This is a genomic window from Sulfurovum zhangzhouensis (genome assembly GCF_030347965.1).
GTDB classification, from domain to species: domain Bacteria; phylum Campylobacterota; class Campylobacteria; order Campylobacterales; family Sulfurovaceae; genus Sulfurovum; species Sulfurovum zhangzhouensis.
Genome location: NZ_JAQIBD010000004.1, coordinates 67,314 through 88,401, shown reverse-complemented (window position 1 = coordinate 88,401; position 21,088 = coordinate 67,314). Strand labels below are relative to the sequence as shown.

Sequence of the window (21,088 nt, the reverse complement as noted above, 5' to 3'; positions counted from 1 at the left end):
AAAACGTGGAACAAAATAGCAAGATCTATGTAGCAGGGCATCGGGGATTGGTCGGTTCTGCAATTGTGAAAAATCTTGAAGAGAAGGGATATTCCCAACTCATCACAAGAACCCATGTCGAGTTAGATCTGACAGACCAAAAAGCGGTAGAAGCGTTTTTTGCTGCAGAGAAACCGGAGTATGTTTTCCTCGCTGCAGCCAAAGTAGGTGGTATCGTAGCGAACAACACATATCGTGCTGATTTTATCTATGAAAACCTGCAGATCCAGAACAATGTGATCCACCAAAGCTATTTGCATGGTGTGAAAAAGTTGATGTTCTTAGGCAGTACTTGTATCTACCCAAAAAACTGTCCGCAACCTATGAAAGAAGAGTATCTGCTTACTAGTGAACTGGAGTATACTAACGAGCCCTATGCGATAGCTAAGATCGCAGGTATCAAGATGTGTNNNTCCACCAAAGCTATTTGCATGGTGTGAAAAAGTTGATGTTCTTAGGCAGTACTTGTATCTACCCAAAAAACTGTCCGCAACCTATGAAAGAAGAGTATCTGCTTACTAGTGAACTGGAGTATACTAACGAGCCCTATGCGATAGCTAAGATCGCAGGTATCAAGATGTGTGAGAGTTACAACCTTCAGTACGGTACGAACTTCATCTCTGTAATGCCTACTAACTTGTATGGCCCCAATGATAACTTTGATCTGGAGAAGTCACATGTCCTACCGGCATTGATACGAAAGATTCATTTGGCAAAACTTCTCAATGAACAAAAGTATGATGAGGTGATCCAAGATCTAGGTATGGAAACGATCGAAGAAGCAAAAGCCTATCTTGCTAAATTCGGTGTAGATGAAAACAAAGTCGAGATATGGGGAACGGGTAAACCTATGAGAGAGTTCCTCTGGTCAGAAGATATGGCTGATGCCTGTGTATTCCTCATGGAAAACCGTGACTTCAAAGACACCTATACCGTAGCTGAAGGATCAAATACCTCTTGTACACCTCTGGCACTAAATGCCGATACCCCCGTAGTTAAAACGAAAGAGGGGTATAACGAAGTCAAAAATCCAGAGATTCGCAATACCCATATCAACATTGGTACAGGAGAGGATATCTCTATCAAAGAGCTTGCTGAGACTATCAAAAAGATCGTTGGGTTTGAAGGTGAACTTTATTTCAACAGTGATAAACCTGATGGTACGATGAAAAAGCTTACAGACCCTAGCAAACTCCATGCTCTTGGTTGGAGGCACAAAGTTGAACTTAGTGAGGGGATTGAGAGAATGTATAGTTGGTATGCACAACTATGATCACAAAAATAAAAAATCTTACATCCCATTCTGGATTTCAAAGATATTTTAAAAATACATCATGGCTACTTGTTGAAAAAGTCATTAGACTGTTTCTAGGTTTGTTTATAGGCATTTGGGTTGCAAGATATTTGGGCCCTACTGATTTTGGTACACTGAATTATGTTATTAGTCTAGTTGGTATTGTTGCTGTATTTGGTTCATTTGGTCTCAATGGAATTGTTATCCGTGAATTAGTAAATCACCCTAGCAAACGTGATCGTATTTTGGGCTCAGCATTTTTATTAAAGATAATAGGCACTTTACTTGTTCTTGTGTTACTCTCTATCATAACATTGTTTATGTCAAATAGTAACGAAGTTAATTTATATCTATTTATTGTAGCCTTTGCAGGCTTTTTTGCTTCATCTGAAGTAATTAGCTTTTATTTTGAATCACGTATACTAGCTAAATATATTGTGAAAGTTAATATTGTTGGACTGATACTGTCATCACTATTAAAAATATATTTTATTCTTATGGGCAAACCTCTTGTATGTTTTATAGTTCTAGTCGTTTTTGATGCATTCATCCTAATGTTTGGATTATTTTATGTTTATATCAAACAAAAACTGTCTGTATTCACTTGGAAGATTGATAAGAACCTTGTAAAAAATTTCATTAGAAATGGATGGCCACTGATTATCTCATCAGTTATGATTACTGTATATTTGAAACTGGATCAAGTTATGATTCATGAAATGTTAGGTGCGGATGCAGTTGGCCAGTATGCTGCTGCTGTCAGATTAAGTACAGCTTGGTATTTTGTGCCTGCTGTAGTTGCCAGCTCATTGTTCCCGGCATTATTAAATGCAAGAAAAGTTGAGCATAGCCTTTTTTTAAATCGACTTAGTATCATGTATACAATAATGATATGGTTGGCAATTATTATAGCTATACCAATGAGTTTTTTAAGTGATTGGTTGATTGTCCTTTTATTTGGGAATGCTTATAGTGAAGCAGGTACAGTTCTGATGATACATATTTGGACAGCCGTATTTGTATTTGCGAATATGGTAAATAACAATTGGTATGTAGCTGAAAATCAACAAAAACTATCTATGCTTTACACCAGTTTCGGTGCAATACTCAATATTATTATGAACTACTTTTTTATTACAAGTTATGGGATAGAAGGAGCGGCAGGAGCAACCTTGTTGTCGTATTTTATAGCTGTATATTTATGTTTATTATGTAATAGCCGTACACGACCACTATTTAAGGTTTTTACTGAGGCTATCTATTCATTTCATCACTTGAAATCACATTTTAATACTTTGACTGGATCAGATAAAAAATGAAAATATTAAATTTACTAAAACCTTGGGTGTTGGCTTTTTATTTAAAACAGTTATTACTTTTGAAGAAAAATAAAGGGAAATTATCTATAAAAGGCTATCGTTTATCTTTAGAACATACTGCACAAATCACAATAGAGGGAGAATCAAAAATATGTTTTGGGCAAAAGACGTACTTGCGAAAAGGAACAGATGTAGAGGCCCACAATGGTGCGATAGTTAATATTGGAGATAATTTCTTTATGAATAAAAACTCGTCCATTATAGCAAGGTATGGCATTGAGATTGGGGATAATTGTATGATAGGAGAAAATACAACAATCATAGATCACAATCACGTTTTTAAAGATCCTGATTTGCCTTTTAAAGATCAAGGTTATCAAGGAGCTAAAATTACCATTGGAGATAATGTTTGGATAGCTGGACAAGTTTTTATTGGGCAGGGAGTATCCATAGGAGATAATGTTGTTATTGGTGCTAATACTATTGTGACTAAAGATATTCCCTCAAATTCTATTGTGTACAATAAATCCACTTTAGTTATTAAAGAAATTAAATGAAAAAAATCCTAGTAGTTAATAGTCTTATACCTTGGGGTGGATTAGGTAATTTTACACTATCTTTAGTAGATGGGCTAAAAGAAAAAAACTATGAAGTTTATGGACTTATAACTCATTCTGATAGAGATAATTTCAAACTATTTGACAAAAAAGTTTATGAGAATTACTATGTAGGAAATTTAGGAAAAATTAAAAAATATTTTTCTGTACTAAAATATATTTACAAAATAAAACCTGATGTTATCATCATAAATTACAATGCAGTAATTCACTTTCTTTTACCTTTTTTACCTAACATAAAAGTAATAGATATTATCCATAATGATGTTGATGATTTTTATAGAATTTCAAATATCAATAGTAAATATATTGACTTATGGATTTCTCCAACCCCCGGTATAAAAGATGGATTTTTAAAATATGTAAAGTATGATGAAAATAAAAATAAAAATACCAAAACTATATCTCATGGCATCACTTCATCTACAAATAATACTTCTAATAAGCCAGATGAAACATTTGAGCTACTATTTGTAGGTGCAATCTATGAGCATAAAGGAGTAGATTTACTACCTGATATACTAAAAAAAGTAAAAGACAAAAAAGAAAATGTAAGATTAAATATAGTGGGTGATGGTAAATTAATAGATGAACTTAAATTAAAATTTAAAAAATTGGGCTTAGATAAAGATGTAATCTTTCATGGTGTAATACCATATGAAAAGGTAAGGAAAAAGATGTCTGAAAGTCATATTTTACTTTTCCCTACACGAATTGAAGCTTTTGGTTTGGTCATAGCTGAAGCTATGATGGAAGGATGTGTACCTATAGTAACTCTTTTAGAAGGGATTACTGATGCTACAGTAATAAACAATAAAACAGGCTTTTTAATCACAAAGAATGATGTAAATGGTTTTGTCCAAAAGGTACTATTACTTATGGAAGATAAGAGTTTATATGATAAATTATCACTTCAAGCTAAAAATCATGCGCAAAAGTACCTTTCATTGGATGCAATGAGTGATTCTTATGATAAAGAAATCAAAAGGTTACTAAGTGAATAAAAAAATAAAAATTGCATATCTAGATCAAAGTAAAATATTTAGTGGTGCAGAAAACAGTTTAAAAGATCTAATTACACACTTAGACAATGATAGATTTGTCGCTGTTATAATTTTTCCTTATCCTCAAGAACATCATAAAAGATATGAACGAATATGTGAACTAAAATATTTAAATAATTCTACTAAATGGTGGATGGGAAGTGATAGATGGAAAAAACCTATACGAGGTACAGATCTTATAAAAAGAATAATCACAGGTTTTCAATTAGCATTTTGGAGTAAAAAAAATAACATAGATATTGTTCATGTCAATTTATGCGAACCAAAATCTTTTTGGTGGGGGTTTTGGTTAAAAAAATTTAAGATTAAATCTATATTGCATATAAGAAGCGAAGAGAAAAAAAGATTACCGAATGAAAATACTCAAAAGCAATATGATTGTATTTTAACTGTTTCAAAATATGTAAAAAAAAGAGTACAAGAAAAATATAAACATAAACATATAAATGCTATATATGATTCAGTTGATTTCACTCTTAATGAAAATTTATTAACAAAAAATGAATTATATGAAAAACTAAATATAAATATAGATAAAAAACTTATTTCATCTGTTGGAATGCTGCAACAAATCAAAAATCATGAAATGGCAATCAAAGCTTTTCATCAATTAAATCAAGAATTTGATAATTATATTTTGCTAATTGCTGGTGGTGGACTAGATAGTGAACTTATACGGTTAAAAAAAATAGTAAATGCACTGGACTTAAAAGATAATGTAATATTTACAGAAAAACAAATAGACTTTGTTAACTCAGTATATAAACATAGTGAATTTATATTTTCCTTAACTTTACCAGGCGAAGCTTTTGGAAGAGTTCCTTTTGAAGCTTTGAAATTTTATACACCTACAATTGTCCCCTCAGAGGGTGCAGCCTTAGAGTTATTTGAAGATATGAAAAATGGCTTTGTCGCAAGTCCTAAAAGTTTAGATGAAGTATTGGAAAAAGCAAGATTTATTTTAAATAATAAAGAAAAAACTTTAGAAATTATCAATAATGCATATAAAAAATTTAGCAAGCTTTTAGACCCTAAAATATATGTTGAACATATAAGTGAATATTACTATGAACTATCAAAAATCAAATAAAATCCTCATAGCTATACCTTGTCTTCTTTTAGGAGGTACTGAATATCAAACACTAAGTCTTATCAAGTCTTTAAAAGAGGGAGGATATGAGGTAACCGTATTGTGTTATTTTGAATATGACGAGCGCATGGTTATTTATATGCAAGAAGCCGGAGTAACGGTTGAACTGATGACGCCAAGTGGTATCCGTCCCAAAGGTTTGATTGCAACAGGATTATCGCTTTTTGGCGGTTTTAGAAAAGCGCTGAAAAAATTTAGACCTGGTATTATCCATGTTCAGTATATGGCTCCAGGTTCATTGGCAATTTTGTTTTTCAAGTTGTTTGGAGTAAAACATGTGGTTACTACAGCACACGTACCTGGACATATCTATAAAAGAAAGTGGATACCTCAGTTCATTGCAAAGTATTTAACCGATGCTTTCATCTGTGTTTCTAAGTCCTCTGAAGAATCTTTTTTTCACAAAAAACCCGAGTTGTTTTCTGCTAGGCTGATGAAAGAAGGTAGAAAACACTTTACTATCTATAATTGTGTTGAAATACCTGAGAAAGCAAATAAGATACGAGAGAAAATGGATGCCCCTTTGATTGGCATTGTTTCCAGACTTAGTCGGGAAAAGGGAGTTGATATTATACTAGATGCATTGCCTCTTATACTCAAGTCTTATCCTACCGTAAAGCTACTGATCGTAGGTGATGGTGCAGAGAGAGACAAATTGGAGCAGCAGGCTCAAAAGTTAGGCATTAAGCATGCTATAGAGTGGGCAGGACTACAGCCAAAAGAGAATTTGGAAAAGTATTATAGACAGATGGATGTTGTAGTCATTCCTTCTAGATTTGAAGGTTTTGGACTTACGGCAATCGAGGCTATGGGATATGGTATACCAGTTGTTGCCAGTGATGTAGATGGCTTGCGAGAAGTTTTAGGAGATGATGCTGGAATGCTTTTTCAACAGGGGAAACCTTCTGAACTAGCCCATTCCTTAATAACTTTACTTAGTGACTTAATACTCTATGAAAAAGTTGCAATGGAAGGCCGACAAAGGGTTGAAAAATATTTTTCCTGTATAATTTTCAAACAAAAAATATTGGACTTATATGAAATGGTAGGGAAGGGGATGAAAGTTTAGATGTTTGCTGCGATCAACCTACTAGTTTTTGTTTTTTTGACGGGATATGCTTTTTTACTCCTGATCTCTAAACCTTCATATGTCAAGCTTTCTAAAACAGAAAGAGTTTTACTTACTGGTCGTGAAAAGTTCTTGCTGCTTACACTTGTTACTGGTATGGTAATGGTCGGATCTTTTTCCTCGCTTAGACTTATGATATGGCTTTCATTCATGATGTTTGCATTTGTTATTTACCGTAAATCACCACATTTTAATAGTTTGACGATAATTTACATCATATTTTTGATATGGTTGGGTATTACGATGGTCTGGTCTCCAGATCTTCTCTATGGTATACGCGTCTACCTGAAGTACCTATATCCTTTTATCGTCTTATTGTTTGCAGCAACTTTTGTACATTCAAAAGATTTTATTTTTGTGGCTATGCGCTGGATGCTGGCAGCTGCATTTATTACTTCGGTTTTCCTTGGCGGTTTTATGACACATATTATAGGCTTCTGGTATTTTTACATTGGAAACCTTTTTTGGCCTATTTCAACATTAGCTGATTATCTTGCTGTCATGGCGGCAGTATCATTTGTGATGTGGTGGAGGACGGGTGAAAAGAAATATCTTTTTCTTATTGGATGGTTTATCATATCCTCACTTTTACAAGGAGTGAGAACGGGGATATTGTCTATAGGTGTTATGTTGATGGTTGCAAGTTATTTACGTTATAAAATAGCTTCTTTTCCTTATCTTATCGGGGCTGTAGCTATTGGAATTACAATGATTCTTTTTGTCCCGCAACTCAAAGAGAAAATGTTCTTTGATCCAGAAAAAGTGCAGACGATAGATGACATTACTGGTGCATTTGAAGAAAACAATTTAAATACAAACTTAAGGACTTATATGTGGGAAGATCTTATGCATCGTTTTCATGATGAGCATGAGTGGCTAGGCTCTGGATTGGGGAGTGTACAGCATTATATGTATGAAAATTTCGTCTTTGGTGGTTTACATGTTCCTCATAGTGATTATGTACAAATGATGTGTGATAGTGGAAATGTTGGACTTATCCTTTATTTGTTCTTCCCTTTAATGATGTATTTTTATACCATCAGGTATGTACATAAAAAACCTGCTTCAGCCTTAAACGCCAGTGCTATTTTGGCATTTCTGGCATATGCAGCAGTTCTTCCTGCTATGGCGTTTGATAATATCGTAAACTATTCTTTTGCATCACATTCATATCCTTTTATATTTGCAGGAATCTTTTTAGCTTATCGGCGCATAGAAAAACGACAGCAAAGGATCCAAGGTGTTTAGTGTGGTTATACCACTTTATAATAAAGAACACTATGTTGCTCGTGCAATACAGTCTGTTTTTGATCAGACATTTCAAGATTTTGAAATTATTATTGTGGATGATGGTTCTACGGATAGAAGTATGGAAGCAGTAAAAAATTTTGATGATCCACGTATCCATTTGATATCTCAAAAAAATGCGGGTGTTTCTGCAGCAAGAAACAAAGGAATTTCGGAAGCACAATATACTTTGATCTCTTTTTTGGATGCTGATGATTATTGGGAGAAAGATTTTCTGGCAACAATGTGGAGATTATATGAAAAATATGAAAATTGTTCTGTCTTTGCTGTCAATTACAGGATACTGTTAAATAATGGCACAATGCAGACGCCTATTATCAATGGTTTGCCCGAAGATTTTCGAGAAGGTGTCTTGAATGATTACTTTCAAATAGCTGCGAAATCAGACCCTATAATATGTTCAATATCTTTTGCCGTAAAGAAAAATGCAATAGAAGCAATAGATGGTTTTCCTTTAAGCATACGGGCAGGAGAAGACCTATTGACTTGGGCCAAGCTTGCTGCTCATTTCGATATTGCTTACTCATTAGAACCCAAAGCAGTTTTTAGTAGAGAGGAAGCAAGTCCAGATGCTATGCCCAGAATTCCAGATACTCATGACAAAGTTGGTGAAGGCTTGAGAGCATTACTTTTAAGTGGCAATACAAATAGAATCAGTGGGCTTAAAGAGTATATAGCTTATTGGCATAAGATTAGAGTGGCAATTTTTCTTCGTTTGGGAATGCAAAAAGAGGCAAGAAAAGAATTTTACAAAATGTCCGAGTTTGCACACAAGGATTTGAAGTATTTTGTATATGCATTACTTGTCTTTTCTCCAAACTGGATGAGTAAAGGACTGGAAGCCTTTGTTTCTTGGGTGAATATATATCGTAGAAAGTATCTATCAAATGGAAACGGCGGTAATTTATAATGAAATACGCACCGATAGTGTTATTTACTTACAATCGTCTTGACGAGCTTAAGCAAACTATTGAAGCATTAAAAAACAATAAGCTTGCCAGTGAAAGTGAACTATACATTTATTCTGATGCGGCTAAAGATAAAACTGATGAACAGAAAGTACTAAAGGTTCGAAGCTATTTAAAAACAATAGAAGGCTTTAACCATCTACAGGTGATTGAACGTGATGAAAATTTTGGTCTTGCACGCTCTGTGATAGAAGGTGTTAATGAGATCCTTGAAAGACATGGGAAAGTGATTGTTTTAGAAGACGATCTCATTACCAGTAAGAATTTCCTGTGTTATATGAACAGTGCACTTGAATTTTATCAAGATGAAGAAAAGGTTTTTTCTATTTCTGGATATACCATGCCATTGAAAAGTTTGAAGAAGTATGATAACGATACCTATGCTTCCGTACGCCCTTCCTCTTGGGGATGGGCTACGTGGAATGATAGATGGAAAGGTATTGACTGGGATATACGTGATTATGAATCTTTTATTCACGATAAAAAAGCTATAAAAGACTTTAATCTTGGTGGAGCAGATCTGTCAAGAATGCTAAAACACTATAAGCAAAAAAAGAACAATTCATGGGCAATTCGCTGGGCTTATGCCATGTTCAAAGCTAATAAGTTTTGTATCTATCCGAAAATATCCAAGGTACAAAATATAGGTTTTGGGCTCGATGCGACACATTGTAAGGGTATAAACATTTACAGTTCTCCTTTAGATCAAACGGATAGCTGTGATTTTAAGTTTATAAATAAAATAATACTTGATAAACAAATAGCAGATAGTTTTAAGTATCAGTTTAGCTATATGAACAAGTTTATAAAAAAAATTTCTAATAAAATACATTCTTTTTTAGGATAAAAGGTTTCATAAATATGATTAATAATGAAAGTAAAGTGCAAAGAAATTCAATATATGACCTATTAAGGTTTATAGGGATAGTATGTATTGTTATTGCTCATATGGGAGTTCCTCCTGCTTTATTTCAGATAAGAAATTTTGACGTTCCCTTTTTAGTGATACTTTCTGGTATTGCCTATGCTGAGTTTTCTACACTTCATTATGGATCATATATTAGATATGTGAAAAAAAGATTTTATAGACTAGTGGTTCCTACTTGGATATTCTTAAGTTTGTACTATATGTCTTTTTATAATATTGAACAATTAAACATCAAAGAGATTATTTTTTCTTTTTCTTTATTGAGACATGAGGATATTGGAGTTTGGATTATACGAATATTCTTTTCAATGGCTTTACTGGCTCCAGTACTTTATTGGCTGAATTCAAAACTATATAGTAATAGAATTTTTTATCTTTTTATCGCATTTACATTTTTGTTCTATGTTTTAATTATTGTAAGTGCTCAAATGTATTTATATGGGAATGTTTTGACCATATTTAATGTTTTGTTTATGTATACAATCGCTTACGGTTTATTGTATCTTTATGGTATACGAATAAATACATTTAGCAGAGAGACTATAAAAAAACATTTTTTTGTTATAGCGGTTGTATTTCTTTTTTATGTAGTTTTTTATTGGTTACGAGACCATACTGTTTATCCTACCCAAAACTTTAAATATCCCCCGGAAGGATATTATCTTTCCTATGCATTAATGGTTTCAATAGCTTTATTCTATTTTGCGAAATTTACTCATCTATTCGATAAATTGAGTAAAAATACTTTTATTGCTTTTATTGGCTCTTCGACTTTTTGGATCTATTTATGGCACTGGTATATTTTAAAGCTTTATAATCTTTATGGTATTGATTTAGGATATGTATTAAAGTTTGCGTTGATTTTTATTTCAACGGTTTGTATTGTCTATATGCAAAATCAATTTTTGACATACATATTGACAAAGATGAATTTATCGGAAAAGATAAAAAAAACTTTAAGTACGATTTTTCGAGGTTGATAATGCAAAAACCAAAATTACTTTGTATCCTCCATCTCTCACCTCCTTCTCACGGTGCAGCAAAAGTTGGAGATTTCATTTTTGAAAGTGAAGCACTTAAAGAAAATTTCGAGTGTCGATTTATTCCTATCCGATCTTCGGAGAGCATTGGAGATATCGGTAAGATAAATCCGAAGAAATTTTGGCTCGTTGCTGTGCTGTTTTTCAGAATATTTTGGGCCCTGATCGTTTTTCGTCCTGAAAAGATATATTTTACTGCTTCCATCAGAAGTGTGGCGTTTTACCGTGATCTTATTATTTCACTATTATGGAAAATGTATAGGCTTTTTAGAAGATGCGAGGTTTACTACCACTACCATACCAAGGGTATCGATACGTTTGTATCAGTTTCACCACGTAATCTGCAGTTAACTCGTTTTTTTCTCAAAGGAGTCAACCTGATATTACTCAGTCCGCTGCTGGAAAAAGATGTACGTAAGGTACAGACTTATCAATCTGTATATTTTTTGCCAAATGGTATAGAAGACCCTTTAGGTAATGAAGACTTCTCAGTATATATATCCGAAAAGTATGCACAAGTAGAACCAATGGAAGTGCTATACTTGGCACATATGATGAAGGATAAGGGATATGATGAGGTTCTTGAACTTGCCAGACAGACCAAAGGCGAAAATATTCATTATCACTTTGCCGGGAGCTGGCGGAGCAGTGATGATGAAGTCGATTTTGAAGCTTTTGTCCATGAACATGGGCTAGAAGAAAGTGTGACTTATCATGGTTTTGTCAGCGGTGGGCAAAAAGCAGCACTTTTCAAAAAGGCTCATTTGCTGGTATATCCTAGTAAAAACGATGCATTCCCACTGACACTGTTAGAAGCATTGGCTTATGGTGTACCTGTGATTGCTACTCCAGAAGGATCCATCCCTTACATACTGGATGAAAAGTGTGGGATCCTCCTTCAAGAGAGCACAGAGTTGTACAAAACATTGCAACTGGCTAAAACAAAGTTAATGAATGAAGAAAGTGCAAGGTATTGCCGAAAACGCTTTGAAGATCAATTCACATTGAAGCAGTTTGAATCAAATCTTGTACAGATTTTGAAGAAGGAAGAGAATGCTTAAAAATATGAAGATCATGGGATATGATGTGTTTGTCGATACATTGGAGACAATCAAAGTTGACACTGATAAAAAAATGGTTGTCAATACAATCAACCCACACTCCTATGTGACGGCAAAGTCAGATTCACTATTTGAAGAAGCATTGCGAGATTCGGATCTGCTGCTGCCTGATGGCAGCGGTATAGTTCTAGCTGCCAGTCAAGTGAACAAGAAGCAGATCAAGAAGATCGCGGGTTATGATCTGCATATGCATCTGATTGAAGAGCTGGAAAAAGTAGGGGGAAGTGTCTTTTATATGGGGGCATCTCAGAAAACAGTTGATGCGATTCATGAAAGGGTTGCAAAAGAGTATCCAAATGTCAGGGTAGGAAGCTACTCTCCGCCTTTTAAACCTGAGTTCTCACAAGAGGATAATGAGACGATCATTTCAAAGGTGAATGCCTTCAACCCGGATGTACTCTTTATCGGGATGACGGCACCAAAACAGGAGAAGTGGCTGCATGCACATAAAAAGAAGTTGAATTACAAGATCGCTTCTTCAATCGGTGCTGTATTTGACTTCTATGCGGGGACGGTCAACAGGCCGTCTCAATTCTGGATCGATATGCACCTGGAGTGGTTACCAAGGTTGCTAAAAGAGCCGAAGCGACTATGGAAAAGGAACTTTGTCTCAACCCCGCTTTTTTTATGGGATATGCTGTTGTACAAGCTTGGTATAATGGGTAAATAGCATATAAAGGAACAAAATGGGCATTAAGCAGTTTATACATCGTATGAGTGTTCATGGGGTGTTACGGCCTATCGCCAAACCGATACATAGTGGACTGACTTTGATAGCATTCATGTGTGAGCGTTTGTTGGATGGACTATTCACGGCGAAGGAAGATCAGGCATTTCTCAATGAAGACTTAACGGCTGTCATCAAGACCTTTGAGCGTCCGGAGATCTTGCACAGGCTCATCAAAAGTCTGCGTCATTTTTATCCGGAGATGAAGGTCATCGTAGTCGATGATAGTTTCAAACCAACCAAACTTGAGGGAGTTGAGACAATTATTATGCCTTATGACAGTGGAGTCTCTGCCGGACGCCAGGAAGCGCTAAAGCACATCCAAACTCCTTACATGATGCTGCTGGATGATGACTTTGTCTTTTATCGCCATACCCGTGTTATACCGGTACTTGAGAAGTTGCAGAAGCTACCCGAGGTTGATATCATTGGAGGTGAAGTGATCTATCTCCCTTTTTATCGTAAGATCGACTATACCAAAGCTGCTATCCATCCAACTAATGCTATTCCACTTAGGGCACCGGGTACACAGATCGGTGGTATGACGGCATATGACAAAGTGGCGAACTTTTACATTGCCAGAACAGATAGTATACGAAAGGTCGGATGGGATCTGCAGATAAAGCGGTTAGATCATGCTGATTTTTTTACCCGTGCAAAAGGGGTATTGCTGACAGTTTTTGATCCCGACTTCAAAGTGTTACATGCCAGAACGCCGTTCGACCGGGAGTATATGAGCAAACGTTTGGATGTCCATGAGGACAGGTTGCTTCTTAAGGATAAGTATTACTTTAACGGCTAAGAAGGGCCACGGACCGATTTGAAGAGTTTTAAAGCAACTCTGAAGGGCTTGATGAAAACATAGAGGAAGGTCAGTGATGAGGGAAGAGGAAACTCCTGGCAGTCATTTTGTGAAATGGTAAAATTGGTTGAGAGGAAATGTCTGATCTTTTTTCCCAAGGTATCGAGCAGGGTATTTTGGTAACGGTGAATAGCGCGGTACTTTGCATAGCCCTCAAGCTCTGGCAGGTTATTAAGAAGGTTGTATGTTTCTTCTGTCAGTTCCAAGATACGTTCAGTGTGGATTATAGGCATGATGGTCTTCGGCAGTGGAGTACCTAGCAGTTCATAACATAGGTTGAGACCAAGATAAAGTGTTGTATATGTATCCATCTCTTTGGCAATGTTAAAGCTCTTGTCCCAATCGATGTTGGTCTGTACGCGAAGAAGTCTATCGATATCACAGATCCATTCCAATCTTTCCCAGGCATGTTTTGAACCGTGTAAAGAGAGGTAGACTAGCTGCATTTCCGGAGAAAGTGTAGGGATGGAATGACCGTTGATTGTGACTGTACAGTTTGTTCCGCTGATTTGACTAAAATCTAGATGCTGTCCGATCTTTTCTCTAAATAGCCTCCAGTGCATTTCGATAAAAACACCTTTTGATCTATCATAAAATGCAAGATCATTCATTACCTTTAGGCAGGTTTTATTTTGAAGTATTTTTATGGGGGATACGGGCATATATCCATGTGCTGACAAGATCTTCCCTGTGGAGAATACTTCATTTTCACCCACTAGAATATCCAGATCTCCAAACCGTCGCATTGTGATATCCCCATATGCTTGCTGCGCAAGAGTTGGTCCCTTGAATGCAAGCGCTTCAATACCACTATCTTCAAGCAGCTTCATGATACGGAGCAGTTCGGCACTCATCAGCATATTTTTCTGTGCGATAGACATATAGTGCTGTTTGAATAGGGATAGTGTCTCTTCATCGTGAAATAGATCCTCTTCGAAGAGTTTTTTCAAAGTTTTGTAGACAAGTGGTAGGATACCTTGGCTATAAGCAAGTGTGATGAGGTTCTGCGGATCGAGTGTAGGATAGGTGCTCAATATGGACGTGATATCATCATCGTTAAGCTCGCTTTGGCAGCAAGCGATAAGAAAACGAAGCTCGTCATTGAGAAGGTCTGTGGACAGGGTACTCTTTTGCATAGTAATATTTTAGCCAATACTGTTAAAGTTTCTTTTTTATTTTTTATTACTTTCTATAATTCGTTTTAGATTTCTTCTATATACTTCAGTGTCTATATATTGCAATCTTTTTATTGCTTGTTCTCTTAGGTGCTGATCGATATTATTTATTGTTAGTGCGACTCCGAAATCTTTGTAAGGACTTGTGCCAGTGAGCCTGTCCAGTACTATAAGTCCGAGTGCCTTCTTGTAGTGGCTACCCTCCCAATGGTACTTCATATTTTTCGTTGGGTCTGACGGAACTTCTTCGGCAGTCAATGGATGATAAACAGAAAAGTCGATGACTCTATACGGAGGTTGATGGTAACGTTTTGAAATTGTGTTGACAGACCGGACAATATCTTTTTTCCATTGCAGCCATCGGTCGTACCCTACATAATAATCCAATGCTTCCCACTGTCGAATATGTGATGGTCCGAAAACGATATCGAGCTTTATGTTATTTTCGTAACACAGATTGATGAATTTTTCAAAGTCTGAAAACGAATTTTTCCCTGTATCTATGTAAGTGTAGTTTTTGGAAGTATGTTGGTAGTAAATCGACTCATCTTTGTTCATAACAGCAAGATGGCCACCTCTCTCTGTCAACAGTTTTTGATTGAACCTATCATCCATCTGACCATCTTCGCAATACATAGATGAATCAATATCTATTCCGAGTAAAATCTCTATACTTCTTTTCAATGTACTGTAACTAAATAAGTAGCCGTATATATATTGGAACGTAAATAATTGATCAAATTCAGGCACTAATTTTTGTTTCATGGCTGTCAACATTGCATAATCTATGACGAGTAAAACCTGTTCAAGCCTTCCTTGCTCTATGGCCCAAACAAGGTTATGTTCGATTTCATACATGCTTCCTCCTCCGATAGCCATATTATAGGAAGGTTTTACAAAGTAGTCATGTCCCGGGTCATAACCGAATTCAGCTCTTGATGTACCAAGTATGATGCTTCTAGGCTTAATCTGACCAACCTTGATAATTTTGATTAAGCGTTCATTTTGATATGCTTGTACCTTTTTGGTGTTTACCAAGTCTGTATTGCGGGTACTGTACGGATCAACAATATAATTAATGCCGCCGATCAGCAACAAAATAGAAAAAGAAAATAGGAAAAAAACTAATACCCATTTTTTTGCTTTCATTCAATATTCCTAAAAATTAAAATATAAGAAGTCGGAAATCGTGTCGAAATACAGAAGGCTTGAAATAAAACATATTCCGGTAAATATCGCAGTTTTGTAGTTAAGTACAAAAGTATCAAGTTTCTCATTGGAGTTTTTGAAGGCAAGAATGATTATAAAACAGCCAGCAAGCCAGACTAAAATCCACTTGTTTCCATTAATTGAAGGTACCCAGTTTCCGAATTCGACGCCATAGTCGCTTAGAAATGAGAGAGGACTAGCCAGCATATAAGGAAAAACTATTCCATGTAGACCTAACATACCGCCTAAAACCTTCATAGCATCATCCCACTCTTTTGCTCTGAAAAAAATAACTGAAATGTTGAAAAAGTTAAATGTCAGAAACCAGCCAACTAGTTTAGGTAGTTGTATCTTTACTAGTTTTTTCCAGATATGGTTTATCACAAGTCCTACACCGTGCAAGCTACCGAAAAATACAAACATCCAGCTTGCACCATGCCAAAAACCGATAATTACCATACTTATAAAGATAGCCAGCATTCCTTTTGAATAAGTGTACGTTTTATACGAACGGACAATGGGATTGAAAATATAAGCATTGACAAATCTCGTTAATGTCATGTGCCATCGATGCCAAAAATCGATCAGTGATGTGGCTTTATATGGAGAGTTGAAGTTCAACGGCAGTTTTATATTGAAGAGCAGTGCCGCTCCAATGGCCATGTCGGTATAGCCGCTGAAGTCAAAGTAAAGCTGGAAAGTGTAGAAATAACTCGTAGCCCACGCTTCAAAGAAGTTCAATGATGCTACCTTGTCAAAACCGGCTGTAGCCCATGTGGCGAAGGTATCTGCGATAATGACCTTTTTAAAAAGGCCTATGGAAAAGATAAAGAGTCCTTTGGCGATGTTTTCATAGTTAATAACTTTGTTTCGGGATCTGGCGAATTGTGGCATCATCTCCTTGTGGTGGACGATCGGACCTGCAATCAGCTGTGGGAAAAAGGTAACGAATGCGGCATAGTTTATAAAATCATATTCATGACATTGACCTCTATAGCTGTCTACCAGGTAGGCTATTTGCTGGAAGGTGAAAAATGAGATTGCCAATGGCAAAGTGAGATGCAGTAAAGAGATTTCCGAATCCGCTACTCGGTTGATATTTGAAATGAAAAAATCAGAATATTTGTAATAACCAAGCAGAGAGACATTGGCGATAATGCCAACAGTAAGAAGAGACTTCTTACTGACGCGATGCAGTTCATTCTTTTTGGAAAGAGACTTACCGATAATGTAGTTAAAAAGTATTGAGCCCAGGATAAGAGGTAGGTAGACAATGTTCCACCAGCTATAAAAGAAAAGAGAGGCAGCTACCACAAACCCTTTTGCTGCCTCGGTTAGCCTTTTTTTGTTGAGATAAAAATAGACAAAAAAAGTGAAAGGTAAAAAGGCAAAAATAAATTCATAACTGTTGAAAAGCAAGTAGATAACCCTTATAATTAAAAATATCATTTTATAATAATTTTTTTTATTCCTTCTGATGTAGTTAACCATCATGTGAATAGTCCTCATTGCCCGGACTACTGAAGCTGCCCAAGAAATGGCTAAGTAATTGAGTTATGGTATAATGGAACACAAATTATAAATTATTTCGATATCAGGAGTGGCAGTGATCACAAAAAATATCTATTATCAGGTAGAGAAGAAGTATGCCGGAACAAGACTGGCGGTGATAGGGGTATTGACCTTTTTGAGTTTCCTTCTTTTTGGACAGATAGGAAGTGATGTTGTCAAAGAGATGTTTATGATCAGCATAATGCTTGGCGGTCTATTTTTATTTTCGTTACTGCATTATGCATTTTTGGTGCGCTATCCACAGCGTGCTATCGCGATACGTAAGAGTGTAGTGGTATTGCTGGATGTGGCAGTATTGACAATGCTGGTAATGATGTTTGAACAGTATGGGATCTACTTTCTGCCGTTTTATGTCTGGCTGGTGATGTTATCCGGTTCCAGTTTCGGGATCGTGTACTTCTATACAAGCATTATCGGTGCCGCGCTTTCATGGGTTACACTGTTGCTATATTCTACATATTGGAAAGATCACTATGATATCCTTATCGCATTTGCGATGACGACGTTCCTGGTCCCGCTCTTTTATCTCAAGTATATCGTTCAAATGCATGCAAAGAATGAGGAGCTTACAGAGGTATTAAGTACCACCGCACAGGATGCAAGACATGATGAACTGACCGGTGTGGCTAACAGAAAGGTCTATAAAGAGGAGATAAGAAGTGCGATCAAGAGTAGGGAGTTCTTTGCGCTTATGTTCATCGATCTCAATAAGTTCAAAGTGATCAATGATACACATGGTCACCACATCGGTGATGAGGTACTCAAAGAGGTGGTTAGAAGATTGACGAACTATCTGGGTGAGCAGGATTTCCTCGCAAGGCTTGGAGGGGATGAATTTGTAATCATCACGCGCAGGAAAAAGGTCTTCTTGGCTAAATTCGTAGAGAAACTGGAGCAAGCGGTGATCGGGAAATTTGAGTTTGAGGGGATCACGGTACCGATCGAACTGAGTATCGGTATCAGTACCTTCCCTGATGATAACCGTTCAGAGATGATGCTAAGCAAGTTTGCCGATGAAGCGATGTATATCGCTAAGAAGAGTCCAAATGTGTATCATATGTTCTATGAAGATCTTACAGAGGAACAAAAAAGTATCTCGAACTAAAAGCTTCAGAGGCTTTGAGATATTTTTGGCTATAATTAGCCCATTTTAACGTATATTACGTATTTCATACTATATTTAAGGGTATATTTTGAGCGAAAATATTATCGGATATTTGGATAACGACAACAACATCATCGATACACAGAGTGCAGAAGAGACAGCGGGATTAACACCTATCGAGTATGACAACAGCGAGAAAGCACTGGAGATCATCCGCCACTCTACAGCACACTTGATGGCACAGGCGATCACTGAACTCTATCCTAATTCACAGTTCTTTGTCGGACCGGTAGTGGATGAAGGATTCTACTATGACTTCAGAGTAGATCAGAAGATCGGCGAAGAGGATCTTAAAACGATCGAGAAGAAAATGAAAGATCTTATCAAGAAAAAGTATAAGATCGAAAAGTACGAGATCAGTAAAGATGAAGCGATCAAGAAGTTCGCGAACGATGATCTCAAGCAAGCCGTAATGAGAAGGATCGAAGATAATACGCTTTCTATCTACAAGCAAGGAGAGTTCGAAGATCTTTGCCGCGGACCTCACGTACCTGCATTGAGATTTCTGAACAACTTCAAGCTTACACGTGTAGCAGGTGCTTACCTGGGCGGTGATGAGAAAGCGGAGATGCTTACACGTATCTACGGGATCGCTTTTGCGGACAAAGAGTCTCTTAAAGCGCACCTTGATATGCTGGAAGAGGCAAAGAAGCGTGACCACCGTAAGATCGGTACCGAGATGGAACTTTTTATGTTCAATGAAGAAGCGGGTGCAGGTCTGCCGTTCTGGATGCCAAAAGGGGCGAAACTTCGTGTAAAACTTGAAGAGATCCTTCATAAAGCACACCGTGTAAGAGGGTATCAGCCTGTACGTGGACCTGAGATCTTGAAATCAGATATGTGGAGAACATCAGGACACTATGCATGTTATGGTGAAAATATGTACCTCACTGAGATCGATGAGCAAGAGTATGGGATCAAACCGATGAACTGTATCGGACATATCCAGATATTCAAACAGACACAAAAGAGCTACCGTGACCTTCCGCTTCGTTTCTATGAGTACGGAGTAGTACACAGACATGAGAAATCAGGTGTACTTCACGGACTGCTTCGTGTAAGAGAGTTCACTCAGGATGATGCGCACATCTTCTGTACGCCTGAGCAGATCGCATCAGAGGTGATCGAGGTAGTTGAGTTTGTTGACAGTGTTATGCAGCTCTTTGGATTCAACTATACCATGGAAGTTGCAACAAAACCTGAAAAAGCGATCGGTGAGGATGCTGTATGGGAGCTTGCGACACAAGGGCTTAAAGATGCACTTGAAGAGAACAACCTTCCATATACGATCGATGAGGGTGGCGGTGCGTTCTATGGTCCGAAGATCGACGTGAAGATCACGGATGCACTCGGACGTAAATGGCAGTGTGGTACGATTCAGGTTGACTTTAACCTTCCACAGAGATTTGAAGTAGAGTATGTGGCTGAGGACAATACACGTAAACAGCCTGTAATGCTTCACAGAGCGATCCTTGGATCATTTGAGCGTTTCATTGCGATCTTGACTGAGCACTTTGCAGGAGAGTTTCCATTCTTCATCGCTCCGACACAGGTGATCTTCGTTCCGATCGCAGAGAACCATGTTGATTATGCAAATGAGTTGAAGAAAACATTGATGCTTGAAGGAATCGATGCAGAGGTATATGATAAGAACGATTCACTAAACAAACGTATCCGTACAGCCGAGAAGCAGAGAGTACCGTATGTTGCGATCATCGGAGACGAAGAAGTAGCCAACAAATCTGTGGCAATCCGTAACAGAAGAAGCAGAGAACAGTATAATCTTACGCAAGACGAATTTATGGTAGAATTAACACAAGAATTACAAAAAGGTAAAATTTGAGTAGACAAAACGACAGAACTAGGGGAAGAAAAAAGGGTGATGAAGTCATCATGAATGACGCTATCAGAGCAAGTGAATTGAGAGTAGTAGGTGATGACGGAGAGCAGTTTGGCATCATCACAAAAGAAGAAGCACTCCAAATCGCTGAAGCGAAGGGACTTGACCTCGTATTGATGTCACCAGATGCAAAACCCCCTGTCGCAAAAGTCATGGATTTTGGCAAACATAAATACGAGCTTGAGAAAAAGAAAAAAGAAGCCCGTAAAAATCAGAAGAAGATCGAAATTAAAGAGGTGAAGTTCTCTTGTAAGATCGCTGAAAACGATATCAACTTTAAAGTGAAGCATGCCAGAGAGTTCCTAGAGAAAGGAAAACATGTGAAACTAAGAGTTTTCCTTAAAGGGCGTGAAATGGCGCATCCTGAGTGGGGTATCGAAGTACTGCAACGTGTATGGCCGATGTTAGAAGATATCGGAATACTTGAAAAAGATGCGCACCAGGAAGGTCGCTACATTAATATGTACATTACTCCAAAGAAGTAAACACTTTTATTCTTTT

The 21,088-nt window shown here is 36.9% G+C and carries 18 protein-coding genes and 2 pseudogenes; 17 read left to right on the top strand and 3 right to left on the bottom strand.

Annotated elements, in window-relative coordinates; all coding sequences use genetic code 11:
- Nucleotides 1-5: 5 nt before the first annotated feature.
- The 14 genes and pseudogenes from PGH07_RS10220 to PGH07_RS10155 form a co-directional block, all read left to right on the top strand.
- Nucleotides 6-425, top strand: a pseudogene (locus PGH07_RS10220) (NAD-dependent epimerase/dehydratase family protein); the annotation flags it as partial.
- 35 nt (nucleotides 426-460) lie between these two features.
- Nucleotides 461-1,312, top strand: a pseudogene (locus PGH07_RS10215) (NAD-dependent epimerase/dehydratase family protein); the annotation flags it as partial.
- Nucleotides 1,309-2,652 (top strand): flippase, encoded by a 1,344-nt coding sequence (locus tag PGH07_RS10210; RefSeq protein WP_289414374.1) that lies wholly within the window; start codon nucleotides 1,309-1,311, stop codon nucleotides 2,650-2,652. The pseudogene PGH07_RS10215 and the gene PGH07_RS10210, both read left to right, overlap by 4 nt.
- On the top strand, nucleotides 2,649-3,209 hold the full coding sequence (locus tag PGH07_RS10205; protein WP_289414372.1) for an acyltransferase: 561 nt from the start codon (nucleotides 2,649-2,651) through the stop codon (nucleotides 3,207-3,209). Before PGH07_RS10210 ends, PGH07_RS10205 begins: the two co-directional genes overlap by 4 nt.
- Entirely contained in the window at nucleotides 3,206-4,273 is a 1,068-nt protein-coding gene (locus PGH07_RS10200; RefSeq protein WP_289414370.1) for a glycosyltransferase family 4 protein, read from the top strand. The genes PGH07_RS10205 and PGH07_RS10200 overlap by 4 nt, the downstream gene beginning before the upstream one ends.
- Nucleotides 4,266-5,423 (top strand): glycosyltransferase family 4 protein, encoded by a 1,158-nt coding sequence (locus tag PGH07_RS10195; RefSeq protein ID WP_289414369.1) that lies wholly within the window; start codon nucleotides 4,266-4,268, stop codon nucleotides 5,421-5,423. Before PGH07_RS10200 ends, PGH07_RS10195 begins: the two co-directional genes overlap by 8 nt.
- Complete coding sequence (locus tag PGH07_RS10190; RefSeq protein WP_289414368.1) at nucleotides 5,401-6,552, top strand: glycosyltransferase family 4 protein; 1,152 nt, start codon at nucleotides 5,401-5,403, stop codon at nucleotides 6,550-6,552. Before PGH07_RS10195 ends, PGH07_RS10190 begins: the two co-directional genes overlap by 23 nt.
- Nucleotides 6,553-7,860 (top strand): O-antigen ligase family protein, encoded by a 1,308-nt coding sequence (locus tag PGH07_RS10185; RefSeq protein ID WP_289414367.1) that lies wholly within the window; start codon nucleotides 6,553-6,555, stop codon nucleotides 7,858-7,860. It abuts the gene before it with no gap.
- A 1-nt stretch (nucleotide 7,861) separates the two neighbouring features.
- A complete protein-coding gene (locus tag PGH07_RS10180; RefSeq protein WP_289414366.1) occupies nucleotides 7,862-8,830 on the top strand; it encodes a glycosyltransferase family 2 protein in 969 nt (322 codons plus the stop codon).
- Nucleotides 8,830-9,735, top strand: a complete 906-nt coding sequence (locus PGH07_RS10175) for a glycosyltransferase (RefSeq protein WP_289414365.1) — start codon at nucleotides 8,830-8,832, stop codon at nucleotides 9,733-9,735. The genes PGH07_RS10180 and PGH07_RS10175 overlap by 1 nt, the downstream gene beginning before the upstream one ends.
- 14 nt (nucleotides 9,736-9,749) lie before the next feature.
- Nucleotides 9,750-10,796 carry an acyltransferase family protein gene (locus tag PGH07_RS10170; RefSeq protein ID WP_289414364.1) on the top strand — a complete coding sequence of 349 codons (1,047 nt, stop codon included), beginning with the start codon at nucleotides 9,750-9,752 and terminating at the stop codon, nucleotides 10,794-10,796.
- Between the two features lie 2 nt (nucleotides 10,797-10,798).
- On the top strand, nucleotides 10,799-11,917 hold the full coding sequence (locus tag PGH07_RS10165) for a glycosyltransferase family 4 protein (protein ID WP_289414363.1): 1,119 nt from the start codon (nucleotides 10,799-10,801) through the stop codon (nucleotides 11,915-11,917).
- The gene (locus tag PGH07_RS10160) at nucleotides 11,910-12,647 is read left to right on the top strand and encodes a WecB/TagA/CpsF family glycosyltransferase (RefSeq protein ID WP_289414362.1); all 738 of its coding nucleotides are present in this window, start codon (nucleotides 11,910-11,912) and stop codon (nucleotides 12,645-12,647) included. The genes PGH07_RS10165 and PGH07_RS10160 overlap by 8 nt, the downstream gene beginning before the upstream one ends.
- 16 nt (nucleotides 12,648-12,663) lie before the next feature.
- Nucleotides 12,664-13,506, top strand: a complete 843-nt coding sequence (locus tag PGH07_RS10155) for a glycosyltransferase family 2 protein (RefSeq protein ID WP_289414361.1) — start codon at nucleotides 12,664-12,666, stop codon at nucleotides 13,504-13,506.
- On the opposite strand, the gene PGH07_RS10150 is transcribed toward PGH07_RS10155, so the two are convergent.
- The 3 genes from PGH07_RS10150 to PGH07_RS10140 are packed head-to-tail and all read right to left on the bottom strand — an operon-like array spanning nucleotide 13,503 to nucleotide 17,369.
- Nucleotides 13,503-14,702 (bottom strand): nucleotidyltransferase domain-containing protein, encoded by a 1,200-nt coding sequence (locus PGH07_RS10150; protein WP_289414360.1) that lies wholly within the window; start codon nucleotides 14,700-14,702, stop codon nucleotides 13,503-13,505. The genes PGH07_RS10155 and PGH07_RS10150 overlap by 4 nt on opposite strands.
- Before the next feature lie 36 nt (nucleotides 14,703-14,738).
- Entirely contained in the window at nucleotides 14,739-15,890 is a 1,152-nt protein-coding gene (locus PGH07_RS10145) for a hypothetical protein (protein ID WP_289414359.1), read from the bottom strand.
- 9 nt (nucleotides 15,891-15,899) lie between these two features.
- The gene (locus tag PGH07_RS10140; RefSeq protein WP_289414358.1) at nucleotides 15,900-17,369 is read right to left on the bottom strand and encodes an MBOAT family O-acyltransferase; all 1,470 of its coding nucleotides are present in this window, start codon (nucleotides 17,367-17,369) and stop codon (nucleotides 15,900-15,902) included.
- Nucleotides 17,370-17,556: 187 nt separating this feature from the next.
- Between PGH07_RS10140 and PGH07_RS10135 the strand changes: the two genes are divergently transcribed.
- From PGH07_RS10135 to infC, 3 genes are all read left to right on the top strand, one after another.
- The gene (locus tag PGH07_RS10135; protein ID WP_289414357.1) at nucleotides 17,557-18,627 is read left to right on the top strand and encodes a GGDEF domain-containing protein; all 1,071 of its coding nucleotides are present in this window, start codon (nucleotides 17,557-17,559) and stop codon (nucleotides 18,625-18,627) included.
- A gap of 88 nt (nucleotides 18,628-18,715) precedes the next feature.
- Nucleotides 18,716-20,530 carry a threonine--tRNA ligase gene (thrS, locus tag PGH07_RS10130; protein WP_289414356.1) on the top strand — a complete coding sequence of 605 codons (1,815 nt, stop codon included), beginning with the start codon at nucleotides 18,716-18,718 and terminating at the stop codon, nucleotides 20,528-20,530.
- Nucleotides 20,527-21,072: a translation initiation factor IF-3 gene (infC, locus tag PGH07_RS10125; RefSeq protein ID WP_289414355.1), complete on the top strand. Its 546-nt coding sequence runs from the start codon at nucleotides 20,527-20,529 to the stop codon at nucleotides 21,070-21,072. The genes thrS and infC overlap by 4 nt, the downstream gene beginning before the upstream one ends.
- The last annotated feature ends 16 nt before the right edge of the window (nucleotides 21,073-21,088 follow it).